The following is a 17,931-nucleotide window of genomic DNA, read 5'->3' as shown; positions in this document are numbered from 1 at the left end:
AGACTGCGCTCCCTACGGACACTCATTCGGTGTCTGCAAAGCGCGTCGTTGAAACAGGAAGCCTCGGGGCTTGACCCCGAGGCACTTCACCTCGCAGTTGTAGGTTTCTGCAGTGCATCGATTACTGGTCTGGCAGGTAGGCTCATCGCTCCCACCCTTGACGGTAGATATGATTGTAGTCTTTGCCATTGTGCTTGTGGCGTTGGCGTTATTTGTCACTGAACCGCTTCCGATCGATGTCATTGCAATCGGCGTGTTGTTTACGTTGGTCGTACTTGAGCCGTTTACCGGCGTTGACTCGACGACTGGAATTTCAGGATTTGCAAGCACCGCGACGGTAACGGTGCTTGCAATGTTTATCCTGAGCGAGGGGATCAGACAGACAGGGTTGATAAATCTACTTGGAAAGAAGATTGCAACATCGTTTGGTGATAGCCAATTTAAACAGTTATTGGCGGTGCTTGGACTCTCTGGTGGGACCGCAGGATTCATCAACAACACACCAGTGGTCGCCGTGATGATCCCAATGATCACGGAAATCTCCGATCGGACGGGAATCTCACCATCAAAGCTGCTGATGCCAGCCTCTTTTGCGGCAATGCTCGGTGGGATGTTGACCGTGATCGGGACCTCAACGAATATTTTAGCATCCGATATCGTTGCCCGAATCGGGCAAGAGGAGGGCATTGAATCGCTCTCAGCGTTCTCAATGTTTGAGTTTACACAGCTTGGTTTACTCGTATTGGTAACTGGCGTACTCTATCTGATTATTGCGGGCCCATATCTCGTTCCTGAGCGAATCAAAATGGATGATGCGCTTACTGCGGAGTTCGAGATGACCCAGTACCTGACAGAGGTCGTCGTGAAGAGCGATTCACCGTTTGTTGGGAAGACGGTTGATGAGTGCTTCTCAACGCTGGATATGGATGCCGACATTGTTCAACTGATTAGAAATAAACGAGCATTCAGTGAACCGCTTGCACCGAAAGAGGTTCGTGCAGACGATATTCTTGTACTCCGAACTGACCGAGATAGTCTACTACGACTCATGGAAGAAGAGGGGCTCACCTTTGCACCGGATGCGGAGGTAACCGATACGCTACTTGATGCAGACGAGCCACGAATCGATGAGAGTACAGATCAGCGGCTCGTAGAGATAGTCATAACACCGGATTCACCAATTATTGGCGGAACGTTGGAGACGATCCGATTTCGACAGCGGTACGATGCGACAGTGCTTGCAATTCGCCGTGGTGGCAAAATCATTCATGCAAGAATGGATGAGCGTCGACTACGGGGTGGTGACACGCTGTTAGTACAAGCAGCTGAAGACACCGTACAGCGGTTTATTGATGACCGCCATTTTATTGTCGCACAGGATTTAACTCCGCCAACGTATCAGTACCACAAAATTCCGCTTGCAGTCGGGATTATTGCAGCAGTCGTTGGACTTGCTGCGGTTGAGGTACTTCCGATCGTCATCTCAGCAATTGGTGGAATAATAGCGATGGTCGCAACTGGCTGTGTGAGACCAAACGAGATGTACGATGCAGTCGACTGGAGCGTGATATTTTTGCTTGCAGGATTAATCCCACTGGGGATTGCGCTCGAACAAAGTGGTGCAGCAGAGTGGATGGCGACAGCAATTGTACTGTTTTCAGTGAATATTGACCCAGTTATTGTGCTAGCGCTGTTCTATCTTGTGACGGCAGTCGTCACAAACGTATTAAGCAACAATGCAAGTGTCGTCGTAATGATCCCCGTTGCTGTTGAAGCCGCACTACAGTTGGGTGCAAACCCATTTGCGTTTGCACTGGCAGTAACGTTTGCAGCATCAACACCGTTTTTGACACCGATCGGCTATCAGACAAACCTCATGGTGTACGGTCCTGGGGGCTACACGTTTGGTGACTATGCAAAAGTGGGTGCACCACTGCAGCTTATTTTGACAGTGGTTACGACGCTCGGAATTGTCGCAATTTGGGGTGTCTAAGACTGTTTAGGACTGTTTTGGTCCCTCTGCAAGCCAATTCTGTGGTGTGATTCCTGAACGAAGAACGATCGCAAACACATCATCTCGTGATTCATCCGGCGCATCTCCACTGAGTAATGCGCTTGATCCTGTTTCTGAAGTGAGCCATGTTCTGCCCTGTGCAATCGCTTGTCGATTGAGCCACTCTGGGGGACCACCGACAATGAGAAGTGTTCGATCGGCATGTCCATCGGTCGTTTCAAGCGTTTGTTTTCCACGTGCAGCCTTTCGGATAACGGTTTCAATAGCGCGTACTGCTTCGGAAGTATCGACCTCCGGTGGGGTTTTGGATTTAAAAATCCCGAGACCAAACCGGGATTTTGCCTGTTGAGTTTTGACTGTTTGCGTTGCATAGCCGATCGTCGCAATAGATGAATCGCTACCCAGCGCACGGTTAATATCGCTTGCATCGACTACCTGTTGGGCCGTAGCGGTAGTGTCATCAACATCACCAGCACCAAATACGGCAGCAATGTGTTCGACGAGGACATTGTTTATTCGGTCACGCTCAGAGGAGAACTGTTGCCCACCTGAAAGCCAGTTATCGTTATCAAAGCAGATGATTGCAGTGGCAAGACCGGTGAGTTCAGCAAGCGTCTCTTGTGTGTTTGCAGCAGCCTGTGGTCGATATGCTGCAGGATCGATTTCGGTGTCGGCCTCCGTTGATGCAGGAAGGATACCCAACACATAGACAGGCTCCTCCGTGAGTCGGTTGAGATTCCGAATCAACTCAGGGGCCACACCACCACCGGTTGCACCTCCAAGCCCGATAACCAGTAGAAACCCTTCCGCACGGGATAGTGTTCCTCGATCGATTACGCGGCTCAATTCGGAGACGTATTCCTCGCCAAGCGCTTGCCCACGGCTAAGATCACCAGACAGTCCGTTCCCGCCTGCTTCATCACTAAAACGATATCGTTGCTCAGGGTCGATTGCAGATAGTTGCTCAAGCGTGTTTACATCTGTATCGAACGCTACAGCACCATTCAAGAAAGAACGGCCACCATATTCGCCTGCGAGTGTATTGACCACTCGGCAGCCAGCACCACCAATCCCAGTTGCGTGAATCCGCATACACAATCCGTTGTCTGAAGCTGGTAAAGTAGTTTTACATCACGGGTGACATCCTCCCCGCCGTAAACGACGGAATTCTCTCCTCGCAGAAAGATAGATGGCTCCGGTACCTCATCAATTGCATCGCAAAAAGAGCGCGGAGAGAATAATCCGTATGTAGATAGAATACGTAGATACTGATAATGGAGCTTGTATCTGTCGCAGCACTCTCGTCAAATCGTGTGATCGGAAACGATGGCGAACTACCATGGCCATCAATTCCGGCGGACAAAGAACAGTATCGTGCTCGCATATCGGAGAGCCCAATCATTCTCGGGCGTGTGACATTCGAATCAATGCTAGACGATCTTCCAGGAACCGAACAAATCGTGCTGAGTAGGACCGAAAAGACGTTTTCCGTCCCAACAGCACATCATGCAGGAACGGTTGCGGAAGCAATTGAATACGGTGAGCATCTTGGTTCCGAGACTATCTATGTGATCGGGGGAGGGAAAATATACGAGCTTTTCCAACCGTATGTTGATCAAATGGTGCTAAGCAGAGTCCACGGTGAATATGAGGGTGATAGCTACTACCCTGAGTGGGATGCATCCGACTGGGAGATACTAACAAAAACGGAGTACGATCGGTTTACACTCGAAGAGTGGCAACGAAAATAAGAGCGCTTATTTCCAGACGATAAGGGGTATCGTAACTGCTACAAAAATCGGCTTTCTTAAGTAGTGAGCAGCAGTAATTAGCAGTAATGACAAAGGTGTACTCCATTGGAGCGTTCGCAGACGAACTTGGAGTCCACCCGGAAACCGTCAAAAAGTGGTGCCGAGAAGACCAAATATCGTATTCACGAACTCCAGGCGGGCATCGACGGATTCCACATACCGAACTCCAACGACTCACTGGCGAGCCATCACGGAGAACCGATAAAGTCGCCATCTATGCGCGTGTTTCAGGACACACTCAGAAACAAGATGGCGACCTTGACCGCCAACTCAACTCCCTTACTGAATACGCACACAACCACGGATGGAGTATCGAAAATAAATACTCCGACGTGGGAAGTGGCCTCAACGAGAATCGTCGTGGACTGAACAAACTCTTGGACGATGCAGAGACCGCCGACTATGGGCGCGTCCTCGTCACATACCAAGACCGACTCACCAGATTTGGATTCACCTATCTCGAACGCCTCCTCGACCAGTACGGAATCGAAATTACGGTTATCAATGAGGAAACTGACAAAACTGCACATGAAGAACTCGTTGACGACCTTTTGCAACTCGTTGCCAGCTTCGCAGGCAAACTGTATGGGATGCGTTCCTCGAAACGCAAGCGCATCGTTGAAACCGTAGAATCCGAGGTGGAAACCGATGAGTAGCCATCTCTCGCTTCCAATTCGCCTCCCGTTTGAGGAGCGAGAGCGTCACGATCGGTTAGACATGCTCACAATTACGGTTGCAAACACGCTTATCGAGCGATACTGGACGACTGAACATCTCACAGGGATTGACGATTTCTCGTATCAGGCGTGGAAATACTTTGACGAGAGCGAAGCGTTCGATGATTTTGACCTGTACCTTCCGAGTCGGTACAAGCGGTGTGTGATGCAGAAAGTCGGGGAGACGCTTCGGAGCCACGCCGACAAACGAGGAGCCTTCGAAACTATCCAATCTGTACTCCCCAACCACAAGATTCGACGAATCCATACTCGGATAATTAAAGAACAACTCTGTGACTCAGAAGAATATCTCAAGTCAGGGTACGTTGACCTGCTTATCGGACAACTCAACTCGTACTACGACCGACACGGTCGCTTCCCTGAATCGTATTTCGATATGCAGGACTGCCCAACGTACTCGAAGGGCGTGTTGCCGTATTCCGCAGACGATGGCCCCACATCAGGACAGGCGGTGAAATACGAGTACGAAGAAGACACACAGATACTTACAGTCAAACTCAAAACACCTGATACGCTCGAACCTGAAACAAGAGGTGATTGGACGTGGACAGAACACACCCTCGAAGGCTACGAAGCATTCCATGAATTGCTTGAACACGGAAGCCTCTCCGCCCCCTCGTTCCACCCTACACAAACAAAAACCGGGGACGACTATCACGAACTCTCGTTCCCCATCGAAGTCGAACACGCCGAGAAATCTGACGACGTGGAAACCGTCTTGTCAATTGACGGTGGGCTCCGAAAAGACGCTACTGCTGTTGTGGTGAACGAAGATGGAGAACAACTCTCTGTCCCGTATTTCATTCAGAATACGGAGCGCAAACGGATGCGGAATCTCGCTCGTGAACGTAATCAGCTCAACTCAAAACTCGCGTCTCTGCGTCGAAACGGGCGTGACCACACAGACTCGTTCACACAGGTTCACGCGGAGTACAGGCGCGTGAACAACAAGATTCGCCACAAGCGAGAGCAACTCGTACACGACGTAGCTAACCAAGTCCTCGCACTCGCGCTGGTGTACGACGTGGATGCAATCGTCCACGAAGACTTGCGGAGTCTGTCACCTCCTCGTGGTGAAGGTCAGTTGTCGTGGGAACTCTCCTCATGGGCGCGTCGAGACATTATCTCGAAAATCGAGTACCGGGCAGACATCGCTGGACTGCACGTTGAGCGAGTGCATCCGGGTAACACGTCGCGGTCGTGCCCTCGGTGTGGCGCGACGGGGCACACTACGAAGTCACCTGACCACTCGTTTGAAGTGTGGTGGGGCAGTCACTTCCGCTGTGACAACGCACGGTGTGGGTATCAAGCCGACCGGGACTACGTTGGTGCTGTCAACGTGGCCCGCGTGTTCTTCAGCGAAACGGCAACACTGGAACGCGATTTCACGTCTTCCTATACGGGAGATGTTGAAATCGTGCCAGCAAGCCGTTCCGCTGGCCCGCGTCTCACGTTTGGTGAAGCGCCAATCGTGTTTACTGAACAGTCGAGTGAGGTGGCTGCTGGTGGTGGGTCGTGCTTGATAGCGCCCGCCGTCACCCCGACAGAGACGAAAAACGATAGCAGTAAACCTGTTTCAGTGTCAAGCCCAGCGACACACGGCACGTCTCGCTTTGTTAAGCAGACTGCTGTTTACTGCGGAAAATAGGAACGGTCCGCACTGGAGTCAATTGGAATCAAACCTAACCAGTTAGTAGGAACATCGGTGTTTGATGTTTATAGCTCCCGCCCAGAGATTTGTGAGTTGGTGACTCGATCGCTTGATGGTGAGTCCATTGAGACAACACTCAAAATAAATAATGAAATATTTGAGGTCTGGTATGAGCCAATCAGGGAGCCATCAGGAAATATTAGAGGCGTAACAGGGCTGGCATATGAAGTAACGGAGTCGAGACGACGCGAAAAAGAGCTAGAACGACAGACAAAGCGTTTAGAAGAGTTCGCAGGCGTTGTCTCACACGACCTCCGAAGTCCACTCACAGTTGCAATGGGTAACTTACATCTCGCACAACACAGCAGTGAACATAAACCGGAGTTATTAGAAGAAGTTGATCAGGCTCATCTCCGTATGCGGGCATTGATTGACGACCTACTGGTGTACGCGCGAAATGGGAAGGCGGTGCTCTCGTTTGAGCCGGTAGCGCTGGATGAGGTGGCAAATATGTGTTGGCGTACCGTTTCGACAGATGATGCGACCCTGTGTGTCGAGACAGACATTCATATCAATGCAGATTATTCGAGGATGGAACAGCTCCTCGAAAATATGTTTCGCAATGCGATCGAACACGGTGGCAACAGTATTACGGTGACAGTCGGCGAGCACGATGATGGCTTCTATATTGCGGATTCTGGACCGGGGATTGTGGAAAAAAACCGAGAAAAAGTGTTTGAAAACGGATATAGTACACGACGATCGGGGACTGGATTCGGTCTTGCAATTGTCAAACAGATCGTCGATGCATTTGGATGGGAAGTCTCAATTACGGAAAGCGAGACTGGTGGGGCGCAGTTTAATTTCAGTAAAGTAAAACACAGTAATCTAAGCGAAGAGCAGCGCTGACAACGTTCTACACTACTTCATTGGTCACGTGCATCTTTATCAGATTGATCTGGTTCATCTGTTTGATCTCCATCAGAATCAGGACGCTGTTCGGATCTTAGTGCATCGATCTCGTCGTCAATTTCGGCATCAGTGCTGAGCGAATCAATCTGTTCATCAAGCGTGTTTTTATCGTCAAATGCACCGCTTTCAGTCAGCTCTTCAATTGCTTCTTCACGGGCGATTGCGGTCTCGGTTGCATCTTCGACACGGTTGAGTGCATCTGTTATTTCATGGCCCTGCGTATCGGTAGTTAGCTGGTCTACTGTTTGTACCGATTGTTCAGCGGTGAGCTGTGCTTTCAGGATCTCTTTCTCGCTCTCGAAGGTCTGAATTCTATTTTTGAGAGCAGTTCGTTTTCCAACCAACTCTTCTTGCACAGACTCAAGCTCTATAATCTGATCTGACAGCGTATTCACTTCTTCTGTTATCGCCTTTTTACGTTTGAGAAGTGTTCTTGCAGTCTCTTCATCGTCGTTGGCTACTGCCGCTCGTGCATCCTCGTTGTACTTTTGAATATCCGTTTCAAGCTCCGATCGTTTCCGCTCAAGTCGCTTTTTTTGCGTTACAAATGTTGTCAGCCGCTCATCAACCCGCGAGAGTTCGTCACGCATCTGCTCATGCGCAAAATCAAGTGCCTCGCCGGGGTCTTCATACTCATCAAGCAGTGCCGCTGTTTTGGAACCAAGGAGGTTTGAAATGCGAGAGAACAATCCCATATAACTCTCTTGGGCGCCTTCAACCAAAAACCGTGGTGACAGATAAAATAATAGTGTGTGACGATTTATTTCGGAGGCAGACTATCGACGGCTCTCGTGGTACTGTCTTGGTGGTTTTGCAGTTGATTGAGCACGTTCGTCTCGTTTGCGATACAGTTCAAGTAATTCTTCTAAAACCACTGCGTGTGGGTGGTTTGGCTCATAGTGGTGATCAATAAAATCTTCAGCGTCAGCAAGATTTCCACGAAGTGCATACTTGCGAAGGATAACTGCGGATTCAAAAAATGGCACCTCACCAGGGGAGTGCTCGACAGCTGCCCCTTGCTGAGGGGTAATTTCAGATTTTATTTCGTCATAATCGATTGAGACTGGTTCATACGACTCAACGAGTTGCTCAAGAACATAATCCGATGCAAACCGATAAAACTCGGATTTGCTCTCAAAATAGCCCTCTTCAACGAGAGAGTCTACCTCCGAAACAACAGATTCGGAGAATCGAATCGTGCTTTTAACCATATTGGTAGCCAATTTATTCGCATCTGTATTATTGTTTGCTACTTACTTACACATGTCAAGAGAATATACAGTTCGGTACGGTCGTCTGGGGATCCTATCTTTAAACAGCGAGAGAATCCCGGCGTTTACGCCGGAGAGGATGTCACTCTTGTCCAGACACAATTTCAGCGAAACCAACGGTTGGTGTCACAGTATCAACTCGGACAGTGAGTTGATCGCCAGGCTCTCCATCTGGAATCACAAGTACATAGCCACGGTCAACTTTCGCAATGCCATCTCCCTGTTCACCGATTGATTCGATCTCTACGCGGTGGATTTCTCCTTCCGAGACTGGTGGTTCATCTGGAGCAGGTTGGTGCTCCTGTGGACTCTCTGTTGTAGTCTCGGGTGTTGAGATATCCGAAATAAGTGCGACACGAACAGTCTCCCCCTCATCAACAGTACCAAGCGAGACCTCTCGCTCGGGAATTTCCAAAATAACACGGTCACCATCGCGCTTAGTCGTCGCAGTATACAAACAAAGAAGATCGTCTGAAACGTCCATCAGCTACTATTTAGATGGCATCCTCAATGAGTCTATCGGCATTTTGATGCAAATAGCGGTCTATAATCGATCCAAACGGGAGAGGCCATGCCAGATTGCGTCTACAATTCTGTCCTCTCCAGTCCCGTCTGCAGCCGCCCAGCCGCGCTGAATTGAATCTTCAAGCAGCGAAAGCGAGTGATTTTCAAAATTATGCAGTCCACGAAACGCCACAAGTGCATCCTGTTCTTTTTGACTAAATGTTGATTTAGGCGTTCCATCGTATAACGAAAGGGCAGATAAAATCTCTAACACCGCCTCTGCGGGCGCTCCTGAAAGGGATTTGAGATCGGATGGGGTCTCACGCTCAAGGAGCGTCACGTCGTATATTTTGAACACGCGCTCCAGCTCATCGATCGGTGACTCATGGTCATCGACTCGGACGTCGACCCACCGGTCGTTCAGACCATCGTAGCCACCGTTCGGTTTGGCGATGTAGAGTGCTGCGCTCTGTTCGCCGCGTTTATCACCACCAGCCTCATTTCCGGCGTGTAGTGACGCAAGGAGCTTTTCTGGAAGCCCTCCGCTGGTTGTTTTGTACGCGTCAGCCATTGCGTGAAGCGTCTCCTCATTTTCCAAAATGTTTCCTTGGACGGTGTACGTATCACCTTGGAGATCACCAGCAACATCAAAACATTCGGTTCCGGTGTATCCTGCGACAGAGCCGTCCTGTCCAACAATGCCCACCTGTCGTGATGGCGCTTCGTCATCAACCGCTGTGAGTTTCTCAATAACTGTTTCTGCGGAGTGCCCATCCCGAAGTAGTGAGAGGCCATCAGACCCATACGCAACGTTTGCAAAGCTTTGCGTTGCGATCGCACCCGCGTCTGCACTCACAAATGGGACAACAGACCCAACGCTGATGAATTTTGACTGTACAGCAACGCCAATCGCATCTGTGTCAGGGTCACGTGCAACGATCGAGAATGTAGATGGTCGTGGTGGCATACGCAGTAATGAAAGAGACACACAAAAGCCGTGTCGTTACGCGTTCGTATCCGGTTCCGCAACGACATTTACAAGTTCGCCGCTGGATTCGATCGCGGCCATATTTTGTGCCACAATCTCTGCAAGCCGATCCCAATGCTTCGGCGTGTGACCACCAGTGTGGGCGGTGATGAGGCAGTTTTCGAGCCCCCACAGTGGATGGTCTGCCGGAAGCGGCTCGGGATCTGTAACATCGAGCGCAGCACCACGAATTGAACTTGATTGGAGTGCACTAACCAATGCATCCGTATCAATGACGCCACCACGGGCGACGTTGATGATGACGGAGTCAGGATCAAGCGTGGCAAGCGCCTCGGCTCCGATAAGATGACGTGTCGTCTCAGTTAGTGGACAGGCCATCACGACATACTGACTTCGTGCAAGTGCATCGTGGAGTTGGTCGCTCTCAAACCCGATTACAGAATCAGTTGGGCCGCCTTTTGACGGCGTGTATCGAACACCGATCGTCTCAACCCCAAAGCCAGAGAGACGTTTCACGACCTCAGTACCGATCGAGCCGAGGCCGACAATAGTGACCGTACTCCCAAGGAGTTCCCCGGATTGGAAATGCCGCCACTGTGCCTGTTGCTTGCGCCGCCATCCCTCGTGGAGCCGTCGTGAGAACACAAGCATGTTGCCTACAACCTGCTCGGCAATGCCCGGAGCGTGGATACCACCTGCATTAGTGACAGTGACGCCATGGTCGAGAAGTGCGTCAGTTGGAAGGTGATCGGTGCCGGAGAATGTGCAGGCAAACAATGACAGCCGATCGGCGTCAGCGAGTAGCTCTTCGTCGATCGAGATACCGGTTACAACCCGTGCGTTCGGAATCGCTTCTCGCTCTTGGGATGGGGTTTGTGCATGAAAGACAGTATATTCCGGAAGGCGCTTGTGAAGTGTCTCAGCATACGACTCCATCGAAAGCCCTTCGGTCCCCTCTCGCAGTACAACAATATCAGGTGACTCCGGTACAGTCATTGCTACCAGAGCAGGTCTGCTATGTGTTGAATATTCCTACTTGCTACTGTTTTGCCCACTCAAGGGCTTCCTCAACGTTGTTTGCAGTCATGACATCCACGCCCGGAACATCGCGGACCTGGCTCGACAGTGCCATACTCTTGATGCCATCGGAGACAATTGCCCATTTGGTGATCCCGTACTCCGAACCAACTTCAGCGGCTTCTCGAGCCTTTTCAAAGACATCTTTGTTCAGTGATGAGGACATGTTGAGCAGGGAAAGATGTGCAGTAGCCCCATCCTGTTTCGCAAGCTCTTCAAAACGTGCGTTGACTTTTGCGTACTCGTCCCCGTCGGATGGCATTCCTTCGGAAAAGTTTGCAACTAATACATTCTCGTCAAGATACAGTTCCCAATCTTTTGCAGACATTACCATCTACTACACAGAACAGACGGATTAATTACCTGTGTTATATTGTAGATGTGGTGTTATGATCAAGTTCTGTAGATACCGCACTGGATTCTGACTCGATACACGACCGACAGTAGATGTTCTCTCCCTCCTGGTACGTCTTGATTGCTTGTCCAGCGATGTAGAACCGATCGCTGTAGGTCCGTTTCACGCCGTTTGTGACCCCCATCCCACACTCAGTACATCGGCTAGTTGGATCGTCAACGGCGTTTTCACTTACCGTTTTCGATCGGCCAAATGTCGTCAGCGATGGCTTCTGTGATCCAGAATCAGATGCAGACAACAACTCCTTCCCGAGAACGCCTCCAAGTAACAGCAACATGAGAAGTACGAGAAAGCTCCCGGTGGCAGAACTTGATGCAACAGCAAAGAGCCCCATCAATACAAACGGAAGCAGAATGAATCCAACGACAATACCAAGAACGGTCGAAAGGTCAGTATCCGACTGTGAGTGTGAACGTGTGCTACTGAGCAGTTGTTTTGTGCCATCTTCGCTGAGTTCGATTCGAGTCGTATCATAGCTGTATCGGTACCACCCATACAACAGATTTCCAACACCACCAGTAAAGATAAGAAGGACGACATGCAATGGGATTGATCCGATATCTCGATCGACAAGCACTGCACGATCTTCCAGTCGTGATTCTACCTCCCATCCCTCTGAAACATACGTTTGGATCCAATTTTCGAACGTGTCACGTTGCGGGCCAGAGTACGAAGGTGTCTCAACCTGAGGTTCATCAACGAGTTGCGTCCCACATGAAGAACAGAACACTGCAGTTGACTGGACACTAGATCCACACTGATGGCAGTAGTTTGGGCGCGTGGAGGGCACCATATGTGTATATTATCGGCCGATCGTTTTTAATCGTTGTCACGTGTCAGCGAAGACCCCTTTCCAAATGAGAGGTCTTCAGGTGGCTCGATCGGATCATCAAGGAGCGCTTTGAGCTCTTTTTTGCCACGATCGGTGTCGTAGCCTTCTTTTTTTAGGTGGGCGATCGGTGCGACATTTGGATTCAGCTCCCAGTGACACCACACATCGGTCATTCCATCAGGGGTCGGAAAGAGCCGGACATGCAGCTGCCAGCGTCCAAAGAGCCCCCGCGGCCGATACACGCAGCTGCCGACTTCGTACGTCTGAAATCCAGCCCGATCGTATGCGTGAAGATATGCCCGAACAACCTGTCTAAATGGAAGCTCATCCGTAAGCCGCCGCCGCGCTTCCGTCGGAGAGACATTCCACACGCCAACATACTCCCGCTGTGGTGGTGGGAGTACGGTTAGTGACGTTGGCAACACGCTGTTTGGGAACAAGAGAAACAGTTGTGCACTGGCTAATCGAAGCCGCCACATTGGGAGCAGTCGCTCACATAGCAGCCACAAACTACCGACCAGCACGCTGACTCTCGCTACTCGCCACAGATTCATACAGTATACCAAGAGTATGTCTTGAAGCCGATATCAGCATACCGGTTACCACACACTCAATAGCGATGTCCGTGCGTGCTCATCGAAATTCGGTGAGCAGTTGCCGGTCGAGCTGCGAGATTCCAAGCACCCACAGCGAACCACCATACAGCAGACAGCCAACGAGTGCCCCAAAGACAAGCCCAATGAGCGACGGAAGCATGAGCTGTACTACGAGCATCCCGATCGCTGCGAGCACCCCTGCACCGATCGGTTTTAGAAACGATCGATGGTATGGAAACAGCTGCTCAAAATACCAAACCTCAGCTACCTTGACAATGTTCCGAAGTGCAAGCACGCCGGCTGTGGCGGCTGCAGCACCAAGAATACCGAATGCTTGGATAAAGAACAAATTGAGAACAATATTGAGAATTCCAAAGACCCACTCGTTAGCCATGACCACATACTGATGCTCGGTCATCATGAGAACGTATCCGCTCGGGCCAGTTGCTGCATTCAGCAGCTGTCCAATCACAAAGAGCACCAACACAGTTGTACCAGCAGTGAACTCTTCACCGAACAAGAGCAGGATATCGTATCGGAAGACGATCGCAAATAGGCCGAAAAAGAGGCTGACGGTGAATATCCACCGCGTAATTGCACTAAACAGCCGCTGCAGTTCAGCAAGATTCCCTGACGTATACAGCCGGCTCACAACCGGTGGAAACAGCTGGTTGAACGCAAGCAGTGGAATATACAACAACCCAGAGACAACGACAGCAACATTATACACACCGACGGTGCTTGCAGAAAGAAAAAATCCGACCATAAGAATGTCGACGCGGCCTTGCAAGAGGTTGCCTGCATCTTTCGCAGTGAGAGGTACTGAGTAGTTGTAGTATGATTTGACGGTCTCCGGGCTTGCTGCTGGGGAGTTGAGCCGCGGCCGAATCGACACCCGGGTCAAAAAGAAGTAGGTCATTATAAAAAACGCAAGCAGGCTTCCAACCGCAAGCGCTACAACAACGCCATACACCGATGCACCGTACAACAGTGCAAGCCCAACAAAACAGACCCGAAAGAGCGGTTTAAGAATTCGCTTCGTGAGAATCTCGTATTCAATTATTTCTAACGCCCGAAACGTTGCATAGCCAACATTTGCAAGCGTGTCGATGAAGAGAATCGCGGCAAACAGTCGAAGAATAGGAATGAATCGATCGTCTGCGATCGTGAATGCAGAAATGGCAGGTGCAAAGAGGAACAAGCCACCGGAAACCGTCGCCGCACCAACGAGTGATGTGCCATATGCCAGTGCCAGAACAAACTCCTGTTTCGCTGGTTGATGCTCGTACTGCGGTAGATACTTTAATAATGATTTATTGGCCCCAACATTCGTCACCAGCAGCGCCATGAACGCGATCGTCTTTCCGTAGGCGTACATTCCGTAGAGGTTAGCGCCAAGGAGACGCGAAACGAGCAAATGAAGCGCAAACTCACCGGCATCAGAAATGATTTTTCCGATCGTGTACAGGGATGCACCCCTGGCGATCGACCGAACAGAATCGCTTGTAGAATCAGTCTCACTCGGCATCGAACCACCAACCAGTACCGAGAGTAGTGACCACTATCTACAGGTACGTCGGAATGAAATAAATGTGTGCTGACTATAATTGATCGAACGGCCTTAGGAGGTTGGTGGAGCCGTTTCAATATATGATACCGCATCAACGTCGCCGTCGGATGTGATCAGGTCAAGCATGAATTCGGTGACGTCAATACACTCTGCAAGGAATGTCTCACGCCGTTCGTCCCACAGTGTTTGTGTTGTAGGGTCCGAGACGAGTGTTACTGCTTTTTCGATCGCAGTGTCTTCATCCGGTGTTGAAAATACCAGTCCAGACTCCGAGAGTCGAGTGAAGTTACCAAGTTCATTCTTACCAAAGGTATGGAGTCTGACGGTTGGTGTGCCGAGAAGCCCTGCCTCAGCAGCCATTGTATCCGAATCTGTTACAAAAATTGAGGCACCAGCCAGCAGCGTATGGATCGCTGCTGGAGGCGTTGGGACGACGTGTGTTCCAGAGACTGCGTCAACCAAGTCTGTGTCACTCTCATTCGAGACATACACCGTCATTCGATTAGAGAGGCTCGATACCAGTTCTGTTTTCGCTGCGGGAGAGAACCCGTTGTATCCCACATCGTGGTGAGCACCCATCGAAACAAACCGAACGACTGCGTATGGCTCGGTTGGGTCAACACCATAGGTAGTGAGGACCGAATCGTCGGGTGTAAACCAGTTTGGATGGAGATACGCAAGCTCATGGAATCCATTGTATCGAATCTGTTTGTCACCGTGGTCAGGAGTGAACGAAACAGGCGTACAGAGTACGTCGATAAATGGATACATGATCTTAAGCAGTTGATTTGCGGGTTCTGAGTCGTGGAAGACGATACTTTTAGCACCCACTGCAACGGCACCGTGTATTGCAGGGGGGTTCAACCGGCTGACGACAATATCCGGCTGGAATTTCCGTGCAAACACGATACCTCTGGCCTCTCGAAGGAGCCACTCGCTGGCCAATGCGGGTTTCGATGTTCCTTTTTTTGAGAGGACAGTGTGGTCAATTCCATACCAGTCCAGTAGATCGGTCGTCATCTCTTTTTTCCGAGCGGTCACAGCCACAGTATGACCGTCGCGCACAAGAGACGATATTGCAAACCGAAAGAGGTGAACATGAGCAGGATGTGTGACATCGAATTGAATACGCATTGATGGCCCCACTGAAAGCAACTCTATGGGGATAATTTGTTAGTTTCGTTCAAGACGTGTTGTGACTCGAATTATATATTCAGCACCAACTGATAATCGACACTCTGAGCGACAACATTATTTCAAAAATATGGCGTAATATTGAGTGGTTTTGATTGGACCAACATAGTATAAAAAGAGACATAGCCATTGTTAATTGGATATGATTACTCGATCATAATTTGGTAGTAAATTGCCATTGTTTCTGATCGGTTGATCGTTTTACTATGTATGGGACAGGTTACAGCCGGAGAAAACAGCGAGACTAGAGGAGGGTTCAGACGTACCACAAAGAGTCGGTTAGCGGAAAGTAACGGTTGAAAATAGCATATCGACACTGTTGCAACTGTTTTATATAACAGGTCAGTTTTCAAATAGATACGAAACGCAGAAGATGTAACCATCCCTTAGTGCAGTGTCGATTCAAGCGCACGTTTCTTTCTACGTGACAGTGTTCAATCAAACTAACAAACACCGTATTCGGACAAGAGATAATCGCAGAAAGAAACCATGGCACAACTAACAAGCTCAGACGAAGGGAAGAAAGTGATCAACCAGAACGGCGAGACGATTGGAATGGTCTCGAAAGTCAGCGGCGGAACCGCACATGTTGACCCGGACCCAGGCGTGACAGACAAGGTGAAGTCCATGCTCGGATGGGACGACGCTGAAGAGGGAGACTATGCGCTCTCAAATCATCAGATCGATCGGGTCACTGACGACGAGATTCACGTCCGGCAATAGTACAGTCAACGAGAGAACGAGCAAACCTGTTGCTGATTTTTTGACGAGAACGTTATGCTATCGAGTGTATCGCAACGTCAATAACAAGCGTACGACCAGCGAGTTCATGGTTGAAGTCGATCTCGACGGAGTCATCATAGATCGCAATCACGTCACCATGGAGTCCATTTTCAGCGTGCACGTGGAGGCCCACTTCCGGCTCTTCGCCGACCATCCCTGCAAACACCTCTTTGTCGTACTCTCGAATCCGATCGGGATCAACAGCCCCATATGCCTCTTCCGGTGGGATTGTGATGGTCGTTGACTCGCCCTCTGTGAGGCCGATCAGTCGCTCATCCAACCCTTCGATAACTGCATTCTCACCAACGGTGAATGACAGCGGGACGTACTCATCTTCGCCTCTTCCTTGTGCCGCTGCAAGGCCGCTCGTGGATGCAACATCCCATTTTGATGTTCCAAAGAGCGTACCATCTTCGAAACGACCAACGTAGTCGATCGTTACAAAATCACCCGGCTCAATGCTCATACCTGAATGACTGTTATTCAACTGGTAATGTACTTCGATTCACACTGAGGAGTCGCTTGACCGGTAAAATATAAAGTGAGACCAATCAACCTATTCGCACTCAGGGTCGTTCCCTTCGAAACGGTTGTCTTCTGAGCTGCCATCTACAGAACACGGTCCATCCTCGTTATCCTCAAGAATATTGTCAATAAATGTGTTCCCCTCCCCACCTTCCAACTCGATTCCAACGGTACCATTTTCGGTGATTTCGTTACGAATGAAAATATTATTTGTTGACGGACTGATGAGCACACCTGCTTCATCATGCATTGATATTGTATTATCAACGAAAATGTGTCCTCCTTCATCAAATAGGGTAACACCACTGGAACTTGATCCAGTGATTGTATTCCTAACAGCAGTAGTTCTGCTTGATTGGTTTATTTGAATTGGGCTATTTAAGAATGTAGATTTTACGATCGTGTTATCTTGTGCATCATTTGACTGGAATACACCGGTTCCACAGTCCTCAGCCAAGATATTAACAATCACACATTCGGCGGTTTCAAAGAGATCGATTGCTCTACTAAGACCAGCAAATTCAAGATTAGTGATGGTTACATCCGCTGTCGGGAGGTCACCATCAATGAAAATACCAGTCCCTGTATCATCACCGGTGATCGAATTACCAGATCCAATAAGTGTAACATCACCGGAGAGTATCAGAATACCAACCTCATCTTCCTCGACTGAAAGATCCGACTCGAGCGTGTAAATACCAGGTTCATCTATGACTCGCAATGGTTCTAATCCAGTCGATGAGTCTGGGACATCATCACAAGGCTTCGGTACACCCTCAGATTTCTCTTTTTTATGCCCAGCAACTGCAGTCCCGCTCAAAAGCGCTGATGCCCCAAGCGCGGCCCCAGCAATGTGGAGATATGTTCGACGACTTGCATCTGTTCGGTCATGGTTTGGTTGCGAAACCATACCAATAGGTGCCGGTGTACCACTGTTTGTAAATTGTCACCTGAGAGAAGGTATTTTGCTATTATAATTACATACGTTCCG

19 protein-coding genes are annotated in these 17,931 nt (G+C 49.7%); 6 read left to right on the top strand and 13 right to left on the bottom strand.

Annotation, left to right across the window (positions count from 1 at the left end):
- Positions 1 to 169: 169 nt before the first annotated feature.
- Positions 170 to 1,993 carry an SLC13 family permease gene (locus AArcSt2_RS16430; RefSeq protein ID WP_250586285.1) on the top strand — a complete coding sequence of 608 codons (1,824 nt, stop codon included), beginning with the start codon at positions 170 to 172 and terminating at the stop codon, positions 1,991 to 1,993.
- A 6-nt stretch (positions 1,994 to 1,999) separates the two neighbouring features.
- Here the strand turns inward: AArcSt2_RS16430 and AArcSt2_RS16425 are convergent, their stop codons facing one another.
- Positions 2,000 to 3,106, bottom strand: coding sequence for an FtsZ/tubulin family protein (locus tag AArcSt2_RS16425; protein ID WP_250586283.1), 1,107 nt, complete (start codon positions 3,104 to 3,106; stop codon positions 2,000 to 2,002).
- A 182-nt stretch (positions 3,107 to 3,288) separates the two neighbouring features.
- On the opposite strand from AArcSt2_RS16425, the gene AArcSt2_RS16420 reads away from it, so the two are divergent.
- The 4 genes from AArcSt2_RS16420 to AArcSt2_RS16405 all read left to right on the top strand — a co-directional run bounded on the left by AArcSt2_RS16420 (position 3,289) and on the right by AArcSt2_RS16405 (position 7,122).
- Positions 3,289 to 3,765, top strand: coding sequence for a dihydrofolate reductase (locus AArcSt2_RS16420; RefSeq protein WP_250586281.1), 477 nt, complete (start codon positions 3,289 to 3,291; stop codon positions 3,763 to 3,765).
- A gap of 86 nt (positions 3,766 to 3,851) precedes the next feature.
- Complete coding sequence (locus tag AArcSt2_RS16415; protein ID WP_250586279.1) at positions 3,852 to 4,481, top strand: IS607 family transposase; 630 nt, start codon at positions 3,852 to 3,854, stop codon at positions 4,479 to 4,481.
- Positions 4,474 to 6,210: a zinc ribbon domain-containing protein gene (locus AArcSt2_RS16410; protein WP_250586277.1), complete on the top strand. Its 1,737-nt coding sequence runs from the start codon at positions 4,474 to 4,476 to the stop codon at positions 6,208 to 6,210. The genes AArcSt2_RS16415 and AArcSt2_RS16410 overlap by 8 nt, the downstream gene beginning before the upstream one ends.
- A gap of 12 nt (positions 6,211 to 6,222) precedes the next feature.
- Entirely contained in the window at positions 6,223 to 7,122 is a 900-nt protein-coding gene (locus tag AArcSt2_RS16405) for a sensor histidine kinase (protein ID WP_343233299.1), read from the top strand.
- A gap of 17 nt (positions 7,123 to 7,139) precedes the next feature.
- On the opposite strand, the gene AArcSt2_RS16400 is transcribed toward AArcSt2_RS16405, so the two are convergent.
- The 10 genes from AArcSt2_RS16400 to AArcSt2_RS16355 form a co-directional block, all read right to left on the bottom strand.
- Positions 7,140 to 7,880 (bottom strand): PspA/IM30 family protein, encoded by a 741-nt coding sequence (locus AArcSt2_RS16400; RefSeq protein WP_250586272.1) that lies wholly within the window; start codon positions 7,878 to 7,880, stop codon positions 7,140 to 7,142.
- A gap of 81 nt (positions 7,881 to 7,961) precedes the next feature.
- Complete coding sequence (locus tag AArcSt2_RS16395) at positions 7,962 to 8,396, bottom strand: hypothetical protein (protein ID WP_250586270.1); 435 nt, start codon at positions 8,394 to 8,396, stop codon at positions 7,962 to 7,964.
- Positions 8,397 to 8,538: 142 nt separating this feature from the next.
- A complete protein-coding gene (locus AArcSt2_RS16390; protein WP_250586268.1) occupies positions 8,539 to 8,940 on the bottom strand; it encodes a TRAM domain-containing protein in 402 nt (133 codons plus the stop codon).
- Positions 8,941 to 9,000: 60 nt separating this feature from the next.
- Entirely contained in the window at positions 9,001 to 9,927 is a 927-nt protein-coding gene (locus AArcSt2_RS16385; protein WP_250586266.1) for a DUF1028 domain-containing protein, read from the bottom strand.
- A gap of 36 nt (positions 9,928 to 9,963) precedes the next feature.
- Entirely contained in the window at positions 9,964 to 10,944 is a 981-nt protein-coding gene (locus AArcSt2_RS16380; RefSeq protein ID WP_250586264.1) for a D-2-hydroxyacid dehydrogenase, read from the bottom strand.
- A gap of 43 nt (positions 10,945 to 10,987) precedes the next feature.
- Positions 10,988 to 11,353, bottom strand: a complete 366-nt coding sequence (locus AArcSt2_RS16375) for a hypothetical protein (protein ID WP_174654898.1) — start codon at positions 11,351 to 11,353, stop codon at positions 10,988 to 10,990.
- 40 nt (positions 11,354 to 11,393) lie between these two features.
- Positions 11,394 to 12,233, bottom strand: coding sequence for a zinc ribbon domain-containing protein (locus AArcSt2_RS16370; RefSeq protein ID WP_250586262.1), 840 nt, complete (start codon positions 12,231 to 12,233; stop codon positions 11,394 to 11,396).
- Positions 12,234 to 12,259: 26 nt separating this feature from the next.
- On the bottom strand, positions 12,260 to 12,751 hold the full coding sequence (locus tag AArcSt2_RS16365; RefSeq protein WP_174654900.1) for a hypothetical protein: 492 nt from the start codon (positions 12,749 to 12,751) through the stop codon (positions 12,260 to 12,262).
- 154 nt (positions 12,752 to 12,905) lie between these two features.
- On the bottom strand, positions 12,906 to 14,396 hold the full coding sequence (locus tag AArcSt2_RS16360) for an oligosaccharide flippase family protein (protein WP_250586260.1): 1,491 nt from the start codon (positions 14,394 to 14,396) through the stop codon (positions 12,906 to 12,908).
- Positions 14,397 to 14,489: 93 nt separating this feature from the next.
- Entirely contained in the window at positions 14,490 to 15,572 is a 1,083-nt protein-coding gene (locus tag AArcSt2_RS16355; RefSeq protein ID WP_250586258.1) for a DUF354 domain-containing protein, read from the bottom strand.
- Between the two features lie 549 nt (positions 15,573 to 16,121).
- Between AArcSt2_RS16355 and AArcSt2_RS16350 the strand changes: the two genes are divergently transcribed.
- Entirely contained in the window at positions 16,122 to 16,355 is a 234-nt protein-coding gene (locus tag AArcSt2_RS16350; protein WP_250586256.1) for a PRC-barrel domain containing protein, read from the top strand.
- 52 nt (positions 16,356 to 16,407) lie between these two features.
- Here the strand turns inward: AArcSt2_RS16350 and AArcSt2_RS16345 are convergent, their stop codons facing one another.
- Together AArcSt2_RS16345 and AArcSt2_RS16340 are read right to left on the bottom strand one after the other, a co-directional pair.
- Positions 16,408 to 16,881, bottom strand: a complete 474-nt coding sequence (locus tag AArcSt2_RS16345) for an FKBP-type peptidyl-prolyl cis-trans isomerase (RefSeq protein WP_174654904.1) — start codon at positions 16,879 to 16,881, stop codon at positions 16,408 to 16,410.
- Positions 16,882 to 16,971: 90 nt separating this feature from the next.
- A complete protein-coding gene (locus tag AArcSt2_RS16340) occupies positions 16,972 to 17,850 on the bottom strand; it encodes a right-handed parallel beta-helix repeat-containing protein (protein ID WP_250586254.1) in 879 nt (292 codons plus the stop codon).
- Positions 17,851 to 17,931 lie beyond the last annotated feature (81 nt).

This window comes from Natronocalculus amylovorans, from assembly GCF_023638035.1.
In the GTDB taxonomy this organism is placed as follows: domain Archaea; phylum Halobacteriota; class Halobacteria; order Halobacteriales; family Haloferacaceae; genus Natronocalculus; species Natronocalculus amylovorans.
The sequence above is the reverse complement of the archived record's forward strand: the minus strand, read 5'-3'. Positions and strand labels throughout refer to the sequence as shown.